The sequence below is a fragment of the Kutzneria sp. 744 genome (assembly GCF_000568255.1).
Lineage (GTDB): Bacteria > Actinomycetota > Actinomycetes > Mycobacteriales > Pseudonocardiaceae > Kutzneria.
This window is the reverse complement of sequence record NZ_KK037166.1, coordinates 11,080,413-11,098,081: the sequence shown is the minus strand read 5'-3', so window position 1 is coordinate 11,098,081 and position 17,669 is coordinate 11,080,413. Positions and strand designations below refer to the sequence as shown.

17 protein-coding genes and 1 pseudogene are annotated in these 17,669 nt (G+C 69.9%); 12 read left to right on the top strand and 6 right to left on the bottom strand.

Annotated features, from left to right (window positions below; translation table 11 throughout):
- Positions 1–14 precede the first annotated feature (14 nt).
- From KUTG_RS50290 to KUTG_RS50280, 3 genes are all read left to right on the top strand, one after another.
- Positions 15–1,070 carry a tartrate dehydrogenase gene (locus KUTG_RS50290; protein WP_043727103.1) on the top strand — a complete coding sequence of 352 codons (1,056 nt, stop codon included), beginning with the start codon at positions 15–17 and terminating at the stop codon, positions 1,068–1,070.
- Positions 1,067–1,951: an alpha/beta fold hydrolase gene (locus KUTG_RS50285; protein ID WP_052396405.1), complete on the top strand. Its 885-nt coding sequence runs from the start codon at positions 1,067–1,069 to the stop codon at positions 1,949–1,951. Before KUTG_RS50290 ends, KUTG_RS50285 begins: the two co-directional genes overlap by 4 nt.
- Before the next feature lie 1,290 nt (positions 1,952–3,241).
- Positions 3,242–4,372: a GDSL-type esterase/lipase family protein gene (locus tag KUTG_RS50280; RefSeq protein ID WP_043727101.1), complete on the top strand. Its 1,131-nt coding sequence runs from the start codon at positions 3,242–3,244 to the stop codon at positions 4,370–4,372.
- On the opposite strand, the gene KUTG_RS50275 is transcribed toward KUTG_RS50280, so the two are convergent.
- A complete protein-coding gene (locus KUTG_RS50275; RefSeq protein ID WP_043727100.1) occupies positions 4,355–6,616 on the bottom strand; it encodes an FtsX-like permease family protein in 2,262 nt (753 codons plus the stop codon). The genes KUTG_RS50280 and KUTG_RS50275 overlap by 18 nt on opposite strands.
- A complete protein-coding gene (locus KUTG_RS50270) occupies positions 6,616–7,317 on the bottom strand; it encodes an ABC transporter ATP-binding protein (RefSeq protein WP_052396859.1) in 702 nt (233 codons plus the stop codon). Before KUTG_RS50270 ends, KUTG_RS50275 begins: the two co-directional genes overlap by 1 nt.
- Positions 7,318–7,409: 92 nt before the next feature.
- Here KUTG_RS50270 and KUTG_RS50265 point away from each other — a divergent pair, with 92 nt between their 5' ends.
- Together KUTG_RS50265 and KUTG_RS50260 are read left to right on the top strand one after the other, a co-directional pair.
- A complete protein-coding gene (locus KUTG_RS50265) occupies positions 7,410–8,501 on the top strand; it encodes a sensor histidine kinase (RefSeq protein WP_198047648.1) in 1,092 nt (363 codons plus the stop codon).
- Positions 8,498–9,151: a response regulator gene (locus KUTG_RS50260; protein ID WP_043727096.1), complete on the top strand. Its 654-nt coding sequence runs from the start codon at positions 8,498–8,500 to the stop codon at positions 9,149–9,151. The genes KUTG_RS50265 and KUTG_RS50260 overlap by 4 nt, the downstream gene beginning before the upstream one ends.
- On the opposite strand, the gene KUTG_RS50255 is transcribed toward KUTG_RS50260, so the two are convergent.
- The gene (locus KUTG_RS50255) at positions 9,139–9,519 is read right to left on the bottom strand and encodes a dienelactone hydrolase family protein (protein WP_052396404.1); all 381 of its coding nucleotides are present in this window, start codon (positions 9,517–9,519) and stop codon (positions 9,139–9,141) included. The two genes, KUTG_RS50260 and KUTG_RS50255, sit on opposite strands and share 13 nt — an antisense overlap.
- Before the next feature lie 29 nt (positions 9,520–9,548).
- A pseudogene (locus KUTG_RS66885) lies at positions 9,549–9,812 on the bottom strand (dienelactone hydrolase family protein); the annotation flags it as partial.
- Positions 9,813–9,934: 122 nt separating this feature from the next.
- Between KUTG_RS66885 and KUTG_RS50250 the strand changes: the two are divergent.
- Together KUTG_RS50250 and KUTG_RS50245 are read left to right on the top strand one after the other, a co-directional pair.
- Positions 9,935–10,792 (top strand): helix-turn-helix domain-containing protein, encoded by an 858-nt coding sequence (locus KUTG_RS50250; RefSeq protein ID WP_063753666.1) that lies wholly within the window; start codon positions 9,935–9,937, stop codon positions 10,790–10,792.
- Between the two features lie 4 nt (positions 10,793–10,796).
- Positions 10,797–11,813 carry an AAA family ATPase gene (locus KUTG_RS50245; protein ID WP_043727091.1) on the top strand — a complete coding sequence of 339 codons (1,017 nt, stop codon included), beginning with the start codon at positions 10,797–10,799 and terminating at the stop codon, positions 11,811–11,813.
- Here KUTG_RS50245 and KUTG_RS50240 read toward each other — a convergent pair.
- Positions 11,810–12,364 (bottom strand): prepilin peptidase, encoded by a 555-nt coding sequence (locus tag KUTG_RS50240; RefSeq protein ID WP_232241560.1) that lies wholly within the window; start codon positions 12,362–12,364, stop codon positions 11,810–11,812. The genes KUTG_RS50245 and KUTG_RS50240 overlap by 4 nt on opposite strands.
- A gap of 94 nt (positions 12,365–12,458) precedes the next feature.
- Here KUTG_RS50240 and KUTG_RS50235 point away from each other — a divergent pair, with 94 nt between their 5' ends.
- The 5 genes from KUTG_RS50235 (at position 12,459) to KUTG_RS50215 (ending at position 16,755) form a co-directional block, all read left to right on the top strand.
- Positions 12,459–13,094 carry a response regulator transcription factor gene (locus tag KUTG_RS50235; RefSeq protein ID WP_043727089.1) on the top strand — a complete coding sequence of 212 codons (636 nt, stop codon included), beginning with the start codon at positions 12,459–12,461 and terminating at the stop codon, positions 13,092–13,094.
- A 359-nt stretch (positions 13,095–13,453) separates the two neighbouring features.
- Positions 13,454–13,957, top strand: a complete 504-nt coding sequence (locus KUTG_RS50230; RefSeq protein ID WP_052396402.1) for a hypothetical protein — start codon at positions 13,454–13,456, stop codon at positions 13,955–13,957.
- A 7-nt stretch (positions 13,958–13,964) separates the two neighbouring features.
- On the top strand, positions 13,965–14,510 hold the full coding sequence (locus tag KUTG_RS50225; protein ID WP_043727088.1) for a hypothetical protein: 546 nt from the start codon (positions 13,965–13,967) through the stop codon (positions 14,508–14,510).
- The gene (locus KUTG_RS50220; protein ID WP_052396401.1) at positions 14,507–15,586 is read left to right on the top strand and encodes an MAB_1171c family putative transporter; all 1,080 of its coding nucleotides are present in this window, start codon (positions 14,507–14,509) and stop codon (positions 15,584–15,586) included. Before KUTG_RS50225 ends, KUTG_RS50220 begins: the two co-directional genes overlap by 4 nt.
- Positions 15,583–16,755, top strand: coding sequence for an FAD-dependent monooxygenase (locus KUTG_RS50215; RefSeq protein WP_043727085.1), 1,173 nt, complete (start codon positions 15,583–15,585; stop codon positions 16,753–16,755). The genes KUTG_RS50220 and KUTG_RS50215 overlap by 4 nt, the downstream gene beginning before the upstream one ends.
- Here the strand turns inward: KUTG_RS50215 and KUTG_RS50210 are convergent.
- A complete protein-coding gene (locus KUTG_RS50210) occupies positions 16,745–17,551 on the bottom strand; it encodes an oxygenase MpaB family protein (protein WP_198047647.1) in 807 nt (268 codons plus the stop codon). The two genes, KUTG_RS50215 and KUTG_RS50210, sit on opposite strands and share 11 nt — an antisense overlap.
- Positions 17,552–17,669: the final 118 nt, after the last annotated feature.

The following is a 17,669-nucleotide window of genomic DNA, read 5'->3' as shown; positions in this document are numbered from 1 at the left end:
CTGTGATCGGACGTATGGTCACCCATCGGATCGCGCTCATCCCCGGCGACGGCATCGGCCACGAGGTCACGCCGGCGGCCCGGCACGTGCTGGACACCGTCGGCGCGCGGCACGGCGTCACCTTCGCCTACGACGAGTTCGACTGGTCCTGCGCCCGCTATCACGAGACCGGCGCCATGATGCCGGCCGACGGTCTGGACCAGATCCGCCACCATGACGCCGTTTTCCTCGGCGCGGTGGGCGATCCGTCGGTGCCGGACCACGTTTCCCTGTGGGGGCTGCTGATCCCGATCCGCCGCGGCTTCCGCCAGTACGTGAACCTGCGGCCGGTCAAGGTGTTCGAGGGCCTGCCGAGCCCGGTCCGCACGGCGCTGCCGGGCCAGGTCGACCTGGTGGTGGTGCGCGAGAACGTCGAGGGCGAGTACGGCGAGATCGGCGGCCGGCTGCACCGGGGCTTCCCGGAGGAGATGGCGGTGCAGGAGGCGGTGTTCACGCGGGCCGGCATCTCCCGGGTCGCCGAGTACGCGTTCACGCTGGCTGACAACCGCCGCGGGGTGCTGACCTCGGCCACCAAGTCGAACGGGATCGTGCACACCATGCCGTTCTGGGACGAGGTGGTGGCCGAGGTCGCCGCCAGCCACCCCGACGTGTCGTGGCGGTCCGAGCACGTGGACGCGTTGGCGGCCAAGCTGGTGCTGGACCCGACCCGTTTCGACGTGATCGTCGGCTCCAACCTGTTCGGCGACATCCTCAGCGACCTGACGGCCGCGGTGGCCGGCGGCATCGGCATCGCGCCGGCGGCCAACCTCAACCCGGAGCGGGACTTCCCGTCGATGTTCGAGCCGGTGCACGGTTCCGCGCCGGACATCGCCGGCCGCGGCATCGCGAATCCGTTGGGGGCCATCTGGACCGCATCGCTGCTGCTTGACCACCTCGGTCACGCCGAGGCGGCGGCCCAGGTCGAGAACGCCATCGCCGCCTGCCTGGCCAAGTCGCCGGTGCGCACGCCGGATCTCGGCGGGACCGCGTCGACCGTGGAGTTCACCAAGACCGTGTTGGAGTTCGCGTGAGCCTGTTGGCGGATTCCTTTACCTACCAGGACATCGACACCGGTGACGCCCGGATCCACTGCGCGGTCGGGGGCGAGGGCCCGCCATTGCTTCTGCTGCACGGGTATCCGCAGACGCATCTGATCTGGCACCGCGTGGCGCCTTTGCTGACCGCCGGCCACACCGTGGTTCTGGCCGATCTGCGCGGTTACGGCGACAGCGACAAGCCCGCGCCGACCGAGGGCGACCCCGAGTACACCAAGCGGGCCATGGCCGCCGACCAGGTTTCCCTGATGCGCCAACTGGGTTTCGACCGTTTCGGCGTGGTCGGGCACGACCGTGGCGGGCGGGTCGGGCATCGCATGGCCCTGGACGCGCCCGATGCCGTGGAACGCCTGGCCGTGCTGGACATCGTGCCGACCCGATACGCCTTCGAGCATGTTGACGCGGCGGTAGGGCTGGGCTACTTCCACTGGTTCTTCCTGGCCGCCGGCCACGGGATTCCCGAGCGGCTGCTGGGCGCCGAGCCCGAGTTCTGGATCCGCTCGCGGATGAACTCCCGGCACAGCGGCGGCACCGCCTTCGACCCGGCCGCCGTCGACGAGTACGTACGTTGCTTCTCCGATCCGGCGTCGATCGCCGCTTCCTGCGCCGACTACCGGGCCGCCGCCGGCGCGGATCTGGTGCACGACAACGCCGACGTCGACCGGCGGATCGAGTGCCCACTGCTGGTGCTGTGGGGAGAGCACAGCTTCGTCGGCGCCACCTACGACGTGCCCGATGTCTGGCAGGGATACGGCGTCGACGTGACGGGGCGGGCGTTGCCCAGCGACCACTACCTGCCGGAGGAGCAGCCGGAGCTGGTCGCGGCGGCGGTGCGGGAGTTCTTCAAGCCGACGTGATCCCCCCGCTCGGGGGTGACAGGGGGACCACGCGGCACCGGGTGGAGACTTGGGAATCCCGGCACGAGGCTAATTCGCGGCGGCGACGCTGATCGTTAGCCTTTCGGGCACGACTTCTGCCCAACGGCTCCTTTCCGCCGCTCAGCGGCGGCTCGACGGCGGCAAGCGGTCGCTTTTGTCCTACGTGAGTGGCTCGGCAACGTATCTGAGTCAGTGAGGACTAGAAAGGAGTTCTGTTCTCAACTTTTCCAGAACAACGGGACCGCTCAAACCAGATGTATTTATAAACTGTTAACCAGCAGGCGACCGCGGACGACGAGCGGCGGGTGCATTGAGTGTCTCTTGCTTATGCGAGAGCACGAACTATGGTTCATCTAAGAAAGGAAGTCGATTACGAAATTTAAGCTTGCTGGCAGGGCTCCTACAGGAGCACCAATTTCAGTGATCGCGCGAAGCAATCGACAGCACATGACCTCAATCGCAGCGAGTTTCAACGCCTCACCGGATGATTTATCCGCTCCGGCGATTCGAGTGACGTTTGGGGGTAACTCGGTTATGACAATTGTACGTACCGTTCTTGTAACATCTCCACGTAAGACCTCGCTCACCATAAACATGACAAGGATGGTATTCCACTAGAACACCCCCTCGTGACGTAATAAGCCGGAGAATGAATCCACTGACTGTGGTCGTTTCCGCAGGTAGTAAAACTTCAGTTACTGTGCTTTCCTTTGACCACCAGCTACCTCGCAAAGCTGAATTAGCATGACAATCATGCTTTATTAGCAACATCACGAACACCCCGCAAGTAGTTCACGACAAACCCTCGAGTCTATACAGAAAATGACAAGAATCCACTGCCGTAGGATGGAGTAGCATCACGAATGCACTGGCCGATGTGATATTGATCGTTAATTGAATAGCCTTCGCCACACCATCTCTTATTTTCATAACCCAATGCATGAATATCAAATAAGATTAGTATACTAACCAATCATCAACAAACAGCTCCCACAAGTATCCTCCAGCCGACCGTGGTCAGCTGAGACTTCGTCTCACGGATGTCGACAACCGGCTTTGTCCAATATGGACACCAGTCCGGTGATCAGGGGCTGGCCGACGTAGAGCCCCATCCCACGGCGATGGCCACGGGCAATACCTCACCGATTTCGTCGTTGAAATGATAAGTGGTGTCGTTTATCGCACGCGTTAGGACACCTGACAAGCAATTCCGTCGGCACCGGCCGATATGAGTCCACTTTTCCCGCGGCTTTGTGACAGGGTGGGGTCATGAACGACTGGATCACCACGCCGATCACCGCCGACCTGGTGCGGGGCGCGCTGGCCATGGAGCCGACCGAGCACGGCGTGCAGCCGCATCGGCTGCCGGCCCGCGCACGCGTGCAGATCCCCGACGGGCAGCTGATGATGGCCGAGGCACAGACTTCGGGCGTCCGCCTGGTATTCCGCACCTCCGCCACGGCAGTGGAGCTGGACACGCTCCGCACCAAGAACGTCTACCTCGGCGCGCCCGCGCGCCCGGACGGCCTGTACGACCTGCTGGTCGACGGAAAGCTGGTCGGCCAGGCCAGCACGACGGGCGGCAACGAGCTCCGCATCGACATGTCCACCGGCGGCGCCGAGACCGTGTCCGGCCCGGTCGGCACCGTCCGCTTCGATCTCCCGCCGGGGTCGAAGGAGGTGGTGATCTGGTTGCCGTACAACGAGATCACCGAGCTCGTCGCCCTGCGCACGGATGCGCCGGTGGAGGCCGTGACGACCGATCGCCGGATCTGGCTGCACCACGGCAGCTCGATCAGCCACGGCTCGAACGCCGCCAGCGGCAGCCAGACCTGGCCCGCCCTCGCCGCCACGGCGGCCGGCGTGGAGCTGATCAACCTCGGCTTCGGCGGCAGCGCGATGCTCGATCCCTTCACCGCGCGGGCGATCCGGGACACCGCCGCCGATGTGATCAGCCTCAAGCTGGGCATCAACCTCGTCAACGGCGACGTGATGCGGCTGCGCGTCTTCGGCCCCTCGGTGCACGGCTTCCTCGACACCATCCGCGAGGGCCACCCGGACACGCCGCTGCTCGTGGTCTCGCCGATCTTCTGCGCCATCCACGAGCAGACCCCCGGCCCGGCCATGCCCCTCATGGACGGCGACCAGGTCCGCTTCCGCGCCACTGGCGAGCCGGCCCCCGGCAAGCTCACGCTGTCGGTCATCCGCGAGGAGCTGGCCCGCATCGTCAAGCAGCGCTCGGACGACGACCCCAACCTGCACTACCTGGACGGCCGCGAGCTCTATGCCGAGGGCGACCCCGAGCTGCCCGACAACCTCCACCCCGACGCCGAGACCCATCGCCTCATGGGCGCCCGCTTCGCCAAGGCGGCCGGCGGTTTGCTAGCCGGCGATCGCTGACAGCACGTCGGTGCGGGCCGCCCGCTGCGCGGGCCAGAGGGCGGCCAGCACCCCGGCCAGGACGATGCCGACCAGCGACAGGCCGATGGCGTCGACCGGGACGGAGAAGGTCAGCAGCTCCTGCCCGAGCATGGCGTGCTGCATGACCGCCCCGACCGCGACGCCGACCAGGATGCCCAGCAGGGCCCCGAACAGCGAGATCACCAGGCTCTCCACGGTGATCATCCGCCGGATCAGACGACGGCTCGCCCCGACGGCGCGGGTGAGGCCGATCTCACGGGTGCGTTCCAGCACGGACAGCACGAGCGTGTTGACCACGCCGAACACGCCGATGACGATGGCCACGCCGAACATGGCGTCAATGACCACGAAGGCGAGGGCCTGCGCCGCGATGTCGGCGGCAACCAGGTCGTCCCGCCCGGCGACCACAACGTCGGGACGGCCGCGGAAAGCGGCCTCCACGGCGGCACGAGCGTTGGGACCGGCCGCGTAGATCAGCGACGGCCGGTCCCGCACCTCGGCCGGTGCGCGGGCGACGTCGAAGTACAGGCTGGACTGCAACTCGGTGGCCCGGTACACGCCTTCGACCACGGTCCGAACCGTCGAGGCGCCCAGCCCGAGGGTCAGGGTGTCGCCGGTTCGCACGCCCATCATGTCGGCCTGGTTCTGCGAGATCACAACGCCGCGACGCAGGTCGGCGGTGCCGGCCGTGAGCTGCGGCGTCAGCACGGTGCCCAGTGCCGACGGTTCGATGGCCGTCACCCGGAACCTGGTGGTGCCGCCCGCGTAGCCCACATCGGCGATGGCGTTGCGGGCCGCCGCGGCCTCGGTGACGCCCGGTAGTGCTCGCACGGTGCCGAGATCGGCAGCGTCCACAGTGGCCGATCTGCCCGCGGCGGGCTCAAGAATCGTGGTGGTCACGGGAATGTTGACGCGGTCCGCGGAGCCGATCAACGCCGTCAGGGTCGCGCTCAAGGTGCCGAAGGCGCAGACCAGCCCGAGGCCGACGGTGATCGCCGTGGCGGTGCCGGCCGTACGCCGGGGATCGCGGGCCGCGTTCTGCACGCCCAGCCTCATCGCCGGGCCGGCCAACCGCCGGGTCAGCGCGATCAACGGCCGCAGCGAGGCACCGGCCAGAACGGGGGCCAGCAGCAGGATTCCCACCGCGCCGACGATCGCCCCGCCGATGGCGACGATCCGTTCGGTCGTGTCGGCGCCGGGATCGAGCGTGGCCATTACGGCAATCACGCCCGCGACCAACGCGAGCAGGCCGAGAAGACCACGCCGAAGCTCGGGTCGGCCGGCGTCGAGCCGCAACGCGGCGACCGGCGGCACCGTGGCGGCCCGGCGCGCGGAACCGTAGGCCGACAAGGTGGTCACCACCAGCGCGACGGCCTCGACGAGCACGCTCCGCCGCACCTGACGGCGATACGCGCCGACCGCCCGCAGCAGCGCGTACTGGCGCGTCCGCTGCGTGATCAACATGGTGAAGGTGTTGGCGATGACGAAGGTTCCGACCAGCAACGCCACCGCGGCGAACGGCAGGAGGGTCTCGCGCAGGTCCTCGGCGTCACCGGCTGCCTGCTCCTGGGCCGCAAGCGCCAACTCATTCCCGGTGGCCGCCTTCGGATAGAGCGCCCGCACCGCAGCAACGTCAGCGCCGGTGACCTCGATCCGTGAGTAGGTCGCGCCGAGCACTGTCGACGCCGGTGAGAATGCCACCACAGGACTCGGCTCATCGGGCCCGAGCGTCCGATAGCGGAACACGCCGACCACGGTCACCGGGTTCTGCTGCCCCCTGGCCAACAGAACCCGAGTCCGGTCGCCCACCGGAACGCCGGCCTCCGAACTCACGGCGATCTCCCCGGCCCGAGCCGGCGCACGTCCGGCAACGAGCACGAACCGCCCGCTGTCGTCCCAATCCGTGCCGGCCTGCTCGGGCAGCGTGCCGACATCGACCAGCTTGCCGGTCGGGCCCACCAGCCCGGCCCGGCCGCTGACAACACTTGTTGTCCGCGTGACGCCGGGCAACGCGGCCAGCCGGCCTCGATCGACATCGTTCAGCGGCCCCGGCACCGAGATCCCGACATCCGTGCGGATATCGGCGTGGACCAACGTGGCCGCGACGGAATCGCTGACGACCCAGCTCGCCACCGTGGCCGCGACGCCCAGCGCGACGGCCACGATCGTCATGGCCACCCGCCCCTTGTGCGCGAACAGATCGCGCAGCGTGGCCTTCAACATCAGTTCCCCACCTTCACCCGGTCGGCCACGATCGTGCCGTCGGCCAGGTGCACGACCCGGTCGGCGTACGCGGCGGCGGCCGGATCATGAGTCACCATCACCACCGTCTGCCCCAGCGCGTCGACGCTGTGCCGCAGAAACCCGAGCAGCTCGGCCGACGCCACCGAGTCCAGCGCCCCGGTCGGCTCGTCGGCGAACACCACATCCGGCCGGGTCACCAGCGCCCGGGCCACCGCGACCCGCTGCTGCTGGCCACCGGAGAGCTGGCTCGGCCGGTGACCGAGGCGGTCGCCCAGCCGCACCACGTCGACGACGGCGTGCACAGCGTCCGGGTCGGCACGGCGGCCGGCCAGGTCGAACGGCAGGGTGATGTTCTCCAGCGCCGTCAGAGTCGGCAACAGGTTGAACGACTGGAACACGAAACCGATCCGGTCGCGCCGCAACGCCGTCAGCGCGTCGTCGCGCAACCCGGTGAGTTCCGTGTCCCCCAGCCAGATCCGGCCGTCGTCGGGCCGGTCGAGCCCGGCCAAGCAGTGCATGAGCGTGGACTTGCCGGAGCCGGACGGCCCCATGATCGCGGTGAAGCCGCCGCGTGCGAACGTCACATCGACGCCGTCGAGCGCGACCACCCGGGCGTCGCCGGCCCCGTAGATCTTCCTCAGTCCCGCCGCGCGCACGGCGGCGGTTGTCGTGTCGGCCATGGCAGTCATCGTCATCGCCCGACCGGGTGCGACACGTCGGCCGAAGTGCGACGGCCGGCCCCTACTTTAGTTGTAGGGCTATGGTGTTCGGCGTGACCGAAGGTCGGGGGGCGGTTTCACGGCGCACCAGGGCGATCCTGGCCGCGCTGGTGTTCGCCGGCTCACTGCTGCCGGCCGACGCCCGCTCTGCCACCTACTTCCACCTTCCCGTGCCCGATCTCGTGCCGGCCATGGTGCTCGGGATCCTGGGCGCCGGCGCGGTGTTGCTCACGCCGCGCCGGCTCTGGCCGCTGTTCGCGGTCACGGTCCTGGCGTGGCTGCTGCGGTCGACCTGGCCGACGCTGCTCGTCACGTCCTACCTGGCCGCCTCGACCTATCGCCGCTCGCCCCGCGTCCTCGGCTACGTCATCGCCGCCACCGCACTGGAATTCGCGCCGGTCACGGCGTCCCCCGATCCGTACGGCCTGCTGGGCGGGGCGGCGTTGTTCGTGTGGCTGCCTGTGGCGGTCGGCCTGTGGCTGGACGAACGAACCGCGCAGTTGACCCGTGAACAGGAGGCCAGGACCGGACGGGCCCGGGCCGAGGAGCGGGCCCGGATCGCCCGGGACATGCACGACGTCGTGGCACACCGGGTGTCGCTGATGGTGCTGCACGCGGGCGCGCTGGAGATGAACGCCAAGGACGACTACACGGCCACCGAGGCCGAGCTGATCCGGCTGACCGGCAAGGAGGCGCTTTCCCAGCTGCGCCAGGTGCTCGGCGTGCTGAAGTCGACCGATGTGGACGGTTCGCAGGCCACCATCGAGGACCTGGGCCGGCTGCTCGACCAGTCCCGGTCGGCCGGCGTCGAGGTCACGCGGCGAGACGAGGGAACGCCACGCGAGCTGTCACCCATGTCCGCCGCCACCGTGTACCGCGTCGTGCAGGAGGCATTGACCAACGTCCACAAGCATGCCGGCCCGACCCCGACGACGGTCGTCCTGCGCTACCGGCCCGGCGCCGTCGAGGTCACGGTGACCAACGGCCGCCCGCCGCACGCGCCGGATCCGTTGCCCGGCAGCGGAATGGGCCTGGTCGGACTGCGCGAGCGGGTCGAGCTGATGGGCGGGCGGTTCGAGGCGGGCCCGCGCGACGGGGGCTTCGCCGTTGTCGCCGACGTTCCGGACGAGAGGGAGGCCGAGTGATCCGCGTGGTGCTCGTGGACGACGAGGAGCTGGTCCGCGCCGGGTTCCGGATGATCCTCCAGCCGGTGGACGATATCGAGGTCGTGGCCGAGGCCGCCGACGGCGCCGAGGCGCTGACTGTCGTCCGCGCGCACCGGCCCGACGTCGTGTTGATGGACGTGCGGATGCCGGGCATGGACGGCCTCAAAGCCCTTGCCGCGCTTCAGGAACTCCCGATGCCGCCGGCGGTCGTCATGCTCACCACGTTCGACATCGACGACTACGTGCACACCGCCTTGCGCCACGGTGCCGTCGGCTTCCTACTCAAGGACACCTCGCCCCGCGACCTCGTCGCCGCCGTCCGCACCGTCGCCGCCGGCAGCGCCATGCTCGCACCGACCGTCACGAAACGGCTGATCGAGGCCTTCGCCGGGCAGCGCCGCCCCGACGCGGCCAAGGCCCGCACCAGGCTGGCCATGCTCACTCCACGCGAGGGCGACGTCGTACGGGCCGTCTCGCGCGGGCTGTCCAACGCCGAGATCGCCCGTGAGCTGGTGATGAGCGAGGCGACGGTCAAAGCGCACGTCAGCCGCTGCCTGACCAAGCTGGGCCTGACCAACCGGGTCCAGGTCGCGCTGCTGGTCCGCGACGCCGGCGATCAGCCCAGGTGATCGGCCAGCATTGACGTGACGCGGCTGAAGGCATCCGCAGCCTCCGCGGGTCGGTAGGAGTCGCGTTCGTCGCAGAAGAAGCCGTGCGGGGTGTCGGGGTAGACGACGAAGTCGTGGTCGATGCCGTCGTCACGGAGGCGGGCGGCGATCTCGTCGCGCTGGGACGGGGTGAAGAGGTTGTCGCCGTCGCCGACGAGGAAGAGCAGGCGGCCCTTGATGCCGGGCGTGAGGTCGAGGGTGGGCGTGGGGCGGCCGAGCGGGATGGTGGCGTCGGTGAGCCAGCCGGGATAGAACGTGGCCACGGCAGCGAACGGGAACCGGGCGGCGGCGTAGTAGCCGATGTGCCGCCGACGCTGAGGCCCGACCATGGCGTGCGGGCCGGGCAGCTGGTCGAGCAGGGCTTCGATGTCGCGATCGACGCCGTCCCCGGGGTGACCTCCGACAGCAGCTCGAAGCCCCGCGTTCGGCCGTCGGCGGTGGTGGGCAGCGCGATGCGGCGGCCGGAGCGGTGGTAGAAATCCGGCACGACGGCGGTGTAGCCGAGGGCGGCGACGCGGTCGGCGACGGCGCACACGTAGTCGGTCACGCCGAACAACTCGAAGCCCACCAGCACGGTCGCGCGCGGACCGGGCTCGGTGGGCTGGGCGAGGTAGGCGGACATGGGCTCGGGCTCGCCCGCCACGGGCACGTCGAGCCAGCGGTTCTCGATCTTCACACGGCGACGCTATCCGGCGGCTAGGCTGCCAACCAGCTGCTGTTCTTGCTAGTAAGACGGGTACCAGGATGAGTGAGCTGGCCGATCTGCTGCGCACCCGGAGGGAGGCGCTCCAGCCGGCGGAGGTGGGTCTGCCGCCGGTCGGTCGGCGCCGCACGCCGGGCCTGCGGCGCGAGGAAGTGGCCCAGCTGGCCGGGATCTCGACGACGTACTACACCTTCCTGGAGCAGGGTCGGGACGTCAGCCCGTCGCCGCAGATCCTCGACGCCCTCGCCCGCGCGCTGCGGCTCACGCCGGCGGAACGTGACCACATGCGAGCCCTGGTGCACGGCACGCGGGAGGATCGCCCGCCGGAGGTTCTCGTGGCGGGAGTGGCGGATCTGGTCGACAGCCTCGATCCGCATCCGGCCTACGTCAGCGGCCGGCACTGGGACGTGTTGCACGCCAACAAGTCCGCGTGTGCATTGTGGACGAACTGGCCGGCGCTGCCGCCGGCGGACCGCAACATCCTGTGGTGGACCTTCGCCGATCCCCGGGCGCGGACCGTGCTCGTCGAGTGGGAGGCGGAGGCGCGGGCGCAGCTGGCCCGGTTCCGGGTGGCGGCCGACCGGCATCCCGAGGACCCGGCGTACGAGGCGTTGCTGGCCCGGCTTCGCCTGTGCAGCAAGGAAGTCCGCGACTGGTGGCGTGACCACGACGTCGCGCCGCTCAGCTCCGGCCGGAAGGTCCTGCACCACCCGACACTGGGCCGGCTCGACCTGGCGCTGCTGGTGCTTCAGGTCGCCGACGACGCCGAGCAGAAGGTCGTCACCTTCCGCGCCGACCCCGCCGACGCCGCGCGAATCGGTGGGCTGCTGTCGGCCGTTCGGACGACACCTGTCGGGCGTTCACCCTCTGTGACGATCACCGGTGAACGCTCACGCTGAGCACATGACGCTCCTCTACGAACCCAACGCCGTGCTCGCGGTCCGCCTGCTCACGGTCATCCCGGACCCGCGCATCGCCACCCGGCGCGAGGCGGCGACCGGGGCGCTGACCAACGGCCTGGAGTCGGTGGTGGTCATCGGGCCGAGCCTGCCGATGAGCCTGGCGCTGGAGTACGCGGCGGAGGCGCGGCTGGCCCGCCCCGGGGTGGGCATCGTGTTGCTGCGCAGCGTGATCGACGACGACGTGCTGGCACGGTCGGTCCGTGGCGGAGTGCTGGTCGTCGTGGACGCGAACGACCGGACGGCCGTGGCCAACGCCTGCCAGCGGGCCCATCCGTCCGAGGTGTCGTACCGGCCGGGGCAGATCACCGTGGTGCTGGGCTCGACCGGCGGCTGCGGCAAGACCACCGTGGCCATCAACCTCGCCTCCGTGCTGCGGGCGACCGGGGCGCAGGTGTGCCTGGTCGACCTGAGCCTCGACACCAGCGGGCTGGCGGCGCAGCTGAGGCTGGACGCCGTGTCGCCGCTGGTGACGCCGTACGAGCCGGGCCTGGACTGCGCGCTGACGCAGGCCAAGCCGGGTGAGCTGTTCTCCCCCACCTTCGTCGCCGAGTTACTGGTGGCGTTGGAGGGCGAGTACGACCACGTCGTGGTGGACACGCCGACCCGCTTCACCGAGCAGGTCCTGACCGCGCTGGACTCCGCCCGCCATCACATCGTCGTCGGCACCGCCGAACGCCCGTCGCTGAAGGCCATGCGGCTGGCCCTGGACATGCTCGACCTGCTGACCTACGACCCGCGCGGGCGCCGGATCGTGCTCAACCGGGTGGATCCCGAGGTCCGGCTCAGCCCGCGCGAGGTCGACGCCCTCGTGCACAACCGCGTGGACGGCGAACTGCCGGCGACCAAGGCCGTTCCCGCGTCGATCAACCAGGGCGTGCCGCTGGCCGCCGCGATCCCGGACCACCCCTTCGCCAAGGCCCTGCGCCGGTTCACCGACACGTCCATCGACCACGTCTAGAGCAGAACCCCGAGCAGCGCGCCGGCGATGAGGAACGGCCCGTACGGCAGCGACACGTCCCGGCCCCGACCGCGGGCGGCCAGCACCAGGGCGGCGATGCCGCCCAGCAGGATCCCGGCGAAGGCCCCGACCAGCAGCGCCGTCCACGACAGGTAGCCGAGGGCGATCCCGATGAGACCGGCCAGTTTGACGTCGCCGAGGCCGATGCCGGCCGGCTGCGCGGTGGCCAGCACCAGGAAGAACACGATCAGCAGCACCCCGCCGAGGCCGGCCCGGGCCAGCGGCCAGTATTCGCCGCGCCACAGCGAGGACCCGGCCAGCAGCGCCGCGACCACGGCATACGACGGCAGCACGATGAGGTTGGGCAGCCTCCGCAGCTCGATGTCGATCACCGCGAGCAGCACGGCCACGGCCGTGAAGTAGAGGTAGGCCGGCAGCGACGGCATCGGGATCCTCAACGCGGTGGCGACCAGCAGCAGCACCCCGACCGGCGCCGCGATCCAGCGCAGACGAACGCTCATGTCGGGCTTGGGCAGCGAGCCGATGACCATGTCCAGCACCCCCAGTTCACCGTCCGGTGTAGCACAAAACGGCCGTCCGCGATGACATAGGCAGCAGGCACCACCCGACAGGACGGCACGGCCCATGGCGATCGCAGTGGCAGTCATCGAGGAACACACACTGACCCGCTACGGGCTCGCCCGTCTCGTCGACGAACAGCCGGACATGGCCTTCGCCGGCGAGGCCTGCTCGGGCGCCGAGGCGCTCCGGCTCGTCGCGACGCGGCGGCCCACCGTCGTTACGCTGGCCGTCACCCTGCCCGACATCGACGGCATCCGGCTGGCCCGCGAGCTGCGGGACCGCTACCCGGGCCTGGGCATCGTGGTGTTGACCTCACGCGGCGTGGACGACGTGCTGTTCCGGGCCATGGAGACCGGGGCCTCGGCCTTCGTGCCGAAGACCGCGCCCACCGCCGAGGTCCTCGGCGCCATCCGGCACGCCGCCGTGGCCGCTTCCTCTTTCACCGCAACGGGTTTGGCCAGCGCCTTCGCCCGTCGGCAGGAAGCCGGGGCGCGTGTCGGGCTCAGCCCCCGCGAACGGGAGACGCTCCAACTGCTCAGCCGCGGGCTGTCCGTCCCGGCCATCGCGGAGCTCATGCACGTCACCCAGTCCACTGCCAAGACGTACGTGACGCGCCTGTACGACAAGCTCGGCGTCAGCAACCGGGCCCAGGCGCTGATGACCGCCGTGCACCACGGCCTGATCCAGAGTGTCGCCTGACCCCCGCCCGATCCCCACATGTGGCGCACATGTGGGTCCGAATGCGGAGTGTGGGCCACATGTGGCAGAGAAGTGGAGTGCGTGGGGGCGGCCCCGCGCGCCTCCCTCCCCACCGAGTCGGCCAGCGGCTACCCCCCGGAGCAACCGGCCTGGTGCGCGCGGGACCGTCGGCGGGTCTACCCCCAGCCAACCCGCGCGCCGCCGGTGAAACCGGCCGGCCCCAACGCCGATCACGCTACATTATAATTAACGGGAGTCACGTGATCCGGCTCGAATCACCCTCTCGGCGCAACGGCCTGTACCCGGTGGCGCAGTTCCGGTTAACATCGGTGCGTTCCACGCAACGAGGGAGGGCTGCCGTGGACGCCACCAGCGCGGGGGCTGCCGCGGCCGAGCATGTCTTGGCGCGCCGGCTCAACCACCTGTTCAACACGACCGTGAAGGCCGTGGACAAGCGCGGTCGGCCGGTCCGGTTCTCGACCCCGGAGGTCGCGGCCGCTATCACCGAGGATCCCTCGCATGCGATCTCGATCTCCCGCGTGACGCTGTGGAAGGTCCGTGAGGGCAAGGCGAATCCGACCATGGAGAAGGTCAGGGCCATCGCCAAGTTCTTCGACGACCACCGCCCCGAGGGCGCGCCGCGGGTGACCGCCGCCTGGCTGCTGGCCGAGGGCGACGACGTGCCGGAGCAGCGCCAGGAGGCCCTACCGGTTCACGGGGCCTTGCCGGAGCGGGCCGAGCAGGTGCGGGCGATCGCCATGCGGGCCGGCCGGATGAGCCCGGAGCGGCTGCGCATGCTGCTGGAGATGATCGAAGTGATCGACCCGGGCGGCGGCCACGCGCTGCCGGGCGCCGGGAGCTGAGCCGAGAATGCGATTCGCCCGCCGCGACGCCGGGACCAGCGAGCGCGCGCTGCGCAGGCGCTGCCGGGGTCTGCTGCGCGAACTGGATGTGCAGCCGCCCCTGGACGTGCACGAGTTCTGTGCCCGCCTGGCCATGGTGCGCGGCCGGCCGATCCGGCTGGTGCCCTACCCGCTGTGGGCCGACGGGCCGTTCGGGCTGTGGTTCAAGGGCCGCAGCACCGACTTCATCGTCTACCAGGAGCACACCACCAAGCCGCACCAGCGGCACATCATCCTGCACGAGGTCGGCCACATCCTGGCCGACCACCCGTCCGACGAGGGCGCCGAGGACCTGTGCGACCTGCTGGCCGGTCCGGCCGGCGAGCTGCCCGAGCCGCCGGAGAGCCTGCGCTGCCGCACCGCCTACGAGGAACGCGAGGAGCGCGAGGCCGAGACCGTGGCCACGATCATCCTGGAGTGGGCGTCCATTTTGGACGCCATGCGGCTGCCGCAGAGCGACGACGCCGCCGAGGGTGTGGACGCGGCGCTGAGCGACCGGTTGGGGTGGCTGTGACTCTTCAGGTCTTGGCCGCGATCGGCATCGGCGTGTGGAAGGCGTCCCAGCTGGCCCGCACGCCGAAGCGGATCTCGTTGTGGTGGGTCGTGGCCTGCTTCGCGTTGTCGGCGGCGGCGTTCGGCGTGGCTCCGTCGGCCGGCGCCGGCGTGGAGGGCGGCGTGTCGGGGGCCGGGCCGATCTGGTTGATGTGGCTGGCCGAGGCGCTGCTGCTGACCATGTTGTACGCGCTGATCTGCGTGTTCGTGTTCTCGGCCGGGCAGGGTCGACCGGCCTGGCGGCAGGCGGTGCGCGAGGCCGTGCGGCTGGCGATCACGTTGCTGGTGCTGGGAATGCTCGCCGCAACGGTGCCGCAGCGTCTGGTCCCGACCGAGTACCCGCGGGCCACGCTGGACGCGTTTCGCTTCGTCGCCAACACCTACACCGTCTACGGCGTGATCACGTGCATCGTCTGGATGCGCCGACACTCGAAGATCACCCAGCGCTGGCTGGCCCGCGGCCTGGCCATCGCCTCCGCCGGGCTGGCCCTGATCGGCCTCGGCTCGGCGCTGATCGCCGTGTCGATGGTGATCCGCCTGGCCAACCCGGACACGGCGATGGCCCTGGAGCTGCCGATGCCCGTGGTGATGACGGCGAACCTGCTGGTGCTGGTCGGTTTCATCATGCCGGGCGCCCGCGTGCGGTGGGCGGCCGGCCGGGTGTGGTGGCGGCACCTGCGCGACTACCACCGACTTCGTCCACTGTGGACGATGCTGCACGAGGCGTTCCCCGAGGACGCGCTCAGCCGGGCCCCGGCCAGCGTCTGGCGGGACACGCTGAGCCTGCGCGCGGTCAATCGTCGCTTCTACCGCCGGGTCATCGAGTGCCGCGACGGCCTCGTGCGGGCCAGCGGCCGACTGCCGGCCGACTGCCCGGAAGACCCGGCGGCCATCGCGCTGTGGCTGCGCGGGGCACTGCGGACCACGCCGCACGAGGACGATGTCGTTGCGGCGCAACCGGTGGCCGTGCCGGCCGACGGCGGGCTCGAAGCCGATGTCCGCGAACTGGTGGCGCTGTCCCGGGAACTGCGCGTATGAGCCGCGTGCTGGTCGTCGGCGGGGGCATCGCCGGCCTGACGACGGCGATAGCGCTGCGCCACGCGGGCCTGGAGGCCACCGTGTCGGAGGCGCACCCGATCGGTGCCGACGGCAAGGGCGCGTTCCTGACGATCATGGCCAACGGGCTGGACGCGTTGCGCGCCATCGAGGCCGAGCATCTGGTGCTGGACCGGTCGTTCACCTCCAACGAGGTGCGCATGCGCAACGGCCACGACCGACGGCTCGGGGTGCTCAGCATTCCCAGCCCCGACCCGGAACACGGCCCGCGCACCATACGCCGCGCCGACCTGTACCGGGTTCTGGTCGAGGAGGCGCGGCGGCGGGGCGTGGAGATCCAGCACGGCAAGCGACTCGTCGGAACCCGTTACCACGGCAGCGTCACGGCGTTCTTCGGCGACGGCACGCGCCTCGGCGGCGATCTGCTGATCGGCGCGGACGGCGTGCGCTCCACCACCCGCACGCTGATCGACCCGAACGCCCCGCAGCCGGCCTACACGGGCTGGAACATCGCGATGGGCGCCGTCCGCGACGCGCTGACGGACAACCACCGGGACTGCTACTACATGTACTTCGGCCGCCGGGCCACCTGCGGGCACATCACATCGCCGGACGGTGAGACCTGGTGGTTCGTCAATGTGCCCTGCGGCGAACGGGATCTGGCCGACGCGTCGCCGGCGCAACTCAGGCAGCGCCTCGGCGACCTGTTCGCCGGCGACCGGATCGGGACCGTGCAAGCGATCCGTGCCACCGCCGACGAGAACCTCACCGCGACCGCCTGCTACCAGCTGCCGACCGTGCCGACGTGGTCCCGCGCCGGCATGACCCTCGTCGGCGACGCGCTGCACGTGGCGTCGCCGTCCACCACACAGGGCGCGTCCATGGCCATCGAGGACGCCGTCACCCTGGCACAGTGCCTGCGTGACGTGCCAGACACCACTGCGGCGCTTCAACTGTACGAACGGCTGCGCCGGGAACGGGTGGAACGTGTTGTGCGCTCAGGGTTCCGCAAGCTCGGGCCGCGCGTGCCCGGGCCGGTGCAGCGGCTGCTGCGGGACCGGGCCGTCACCCGCCGGACGCGTCATCCCGACATCGACTGGCTGCACCTGCACCATATCGACTGGGACAGCGACCTGAGCGCTACCGGCTGAGAAGCGCCAGGGGCAGCAGATCGTCCTCGGTCACCGTCGCGAGGTCGATGCGCGGGAGCTCCACCGCCGCCGACCGGTCGATGCCGAAGACCTCCGCCACCTCGGGGTCGAGCAGGCCGGCGGTCGCCGCCACCAGGTCCTCCATCGCCACGTCCTTCACGCGCAGCGACCGGTTCTCCTGGAACACCGCCACCGCCTCGGCGTTGGCGGTCAGCTCCTTGGCGATGATGCCTTCGTACTCTGTGGACAGTTCGGCGAAGGTGGCCGGCAGCGCCGGCGTGGTGCCGAAGACGTGGCCGACCGTCAGCACCGCGTCCGCACAGTAGGAGTCCCGATCGGACTCATCCAGCTGGCCGATCATCTTCTCCTGCGCGGCAAGCAGATGCCACATCAGCACGGTGTAGACCCGGGTGGTCAGGTCCGGGTCGTTGGCCGTCCACTCGCGACCGGTGGCGTCGACGCCGCGCAGCCGGGCGTGCGCCTCGTAGGCGCCCTTGCGCTGCGCCTCAACCTGTTCGGTGTCACCGAAGATGGCGACCAGCATGCCGCGGGTGAGCTGGCGGAACTCGTTGAAGTTGGGGCGCCGCTCCATGGCCATCGTTATCGACTGTCTCATGTGGTCGACCAGCACCAGCGTGGTGAACGCCGACCAGCCTCCGAGCACCATCGGCAGCCAAGGCGCGCAATACCGGCGCAGCACCGAATCGTCGCCGACCAGCCCCTCGTCGGCGCGGACACGCGGCGTGTCGAAGCCGTCACGCAGCGGACGCAGGGACTCCGGCGTCACTCTGGACATGGCGGCAGGCAGGTTGACCGGCGACAACGTTGGGCTCCTTATGGTGGGGACCTCGACCGGCGCACGGTGGTGCGCGGGCCGACACGACGATCTCCGGACACCCCTGTCCGCTAGTCGT

Coding starts and splice junctions, on each gene's coding strand:
- KUTG_RS50290 (WP_043727103.1), top strand. CDS start 15: ATGGTCACCCATCGGATCGCGCTCATCCCCGGCGACGGCATCGGCCAC.
- KUTG_RS50280 (WP_043727101.1), top strand. CDS start 3,242: ATGAACGACTGGATCACCACGCCGATCACCGCCGACCTGGTGCGGGGC.
- KUTG_RS50275 (WP_043727100.1), bottom strand. CDS start 6,616: ATGTTGAAGGCCACGCTGCGCGATCTGTTCGCGCACAAGGGGCGGGTG.
- KUTG_RS50270 (WP_052396859.1), bottom strand. CDS start 7,317: ATGGCCGACACGACAACCGCCGCCGTGCGCGCGGCGGGACTGAGGAAG.
- KUTG_RS50255 (WP_052396404.1), bottom strand. CDS start 9,519: ATGGTCGGGCCTCAGCGTCGGCGGCACATCGGCTACTACGCCGCCGCC.
- KUTG_RS50250 (WP_063753666.1), top strand. CDS start 9,935: ATGAGTGAGCTGGCCGATCTGCTGCGCACCCGGAGGGAGGCGCTCCAG.
- KUTG_RS50245 (WP_043727091.1), top strand. CDS start 10,797: ATGACGCTCCTCTACGAACCCAACGCCGTGCTCGCGGTCCGCCTGCTC.
- KUTG_RS50240 (WP_232241560.1), bottom strand. CDS start 12,364: ATGGTCATCGGCTCGCTGCCCAAGCCCGACATGAGCGTTCGTCTGCGC.
- KUTG_RS50235 (WP_043727089.1), top strand. CDS start 12,459: ATGGCGATCGCAGTGGCAGTCATCGAGGAACACACACTGACCCGCTAC.
- KUTG_RS50225 (WP_043727088.1), top strand. CDS start 13,965: ATGCGATTCGCCCGCCGCGACGCCGGGACCAGCGAGCGCGCGCTGCGC.
- KUTG_RS50215 (WP_043727085.1), top strand. CDS start 15,583: ATGAGCCGCGTGCTGGTCGTCGGCGGGGGCATCGCCGGCCTGACGACG.
- KUTG_RS50210 (WP_198047647.1), bottom strand. CDS start 17,551: ATGTCCAGAGTGACGCCGGAGTCCCTGCGTCCGCTGCGTGACGGCTTC.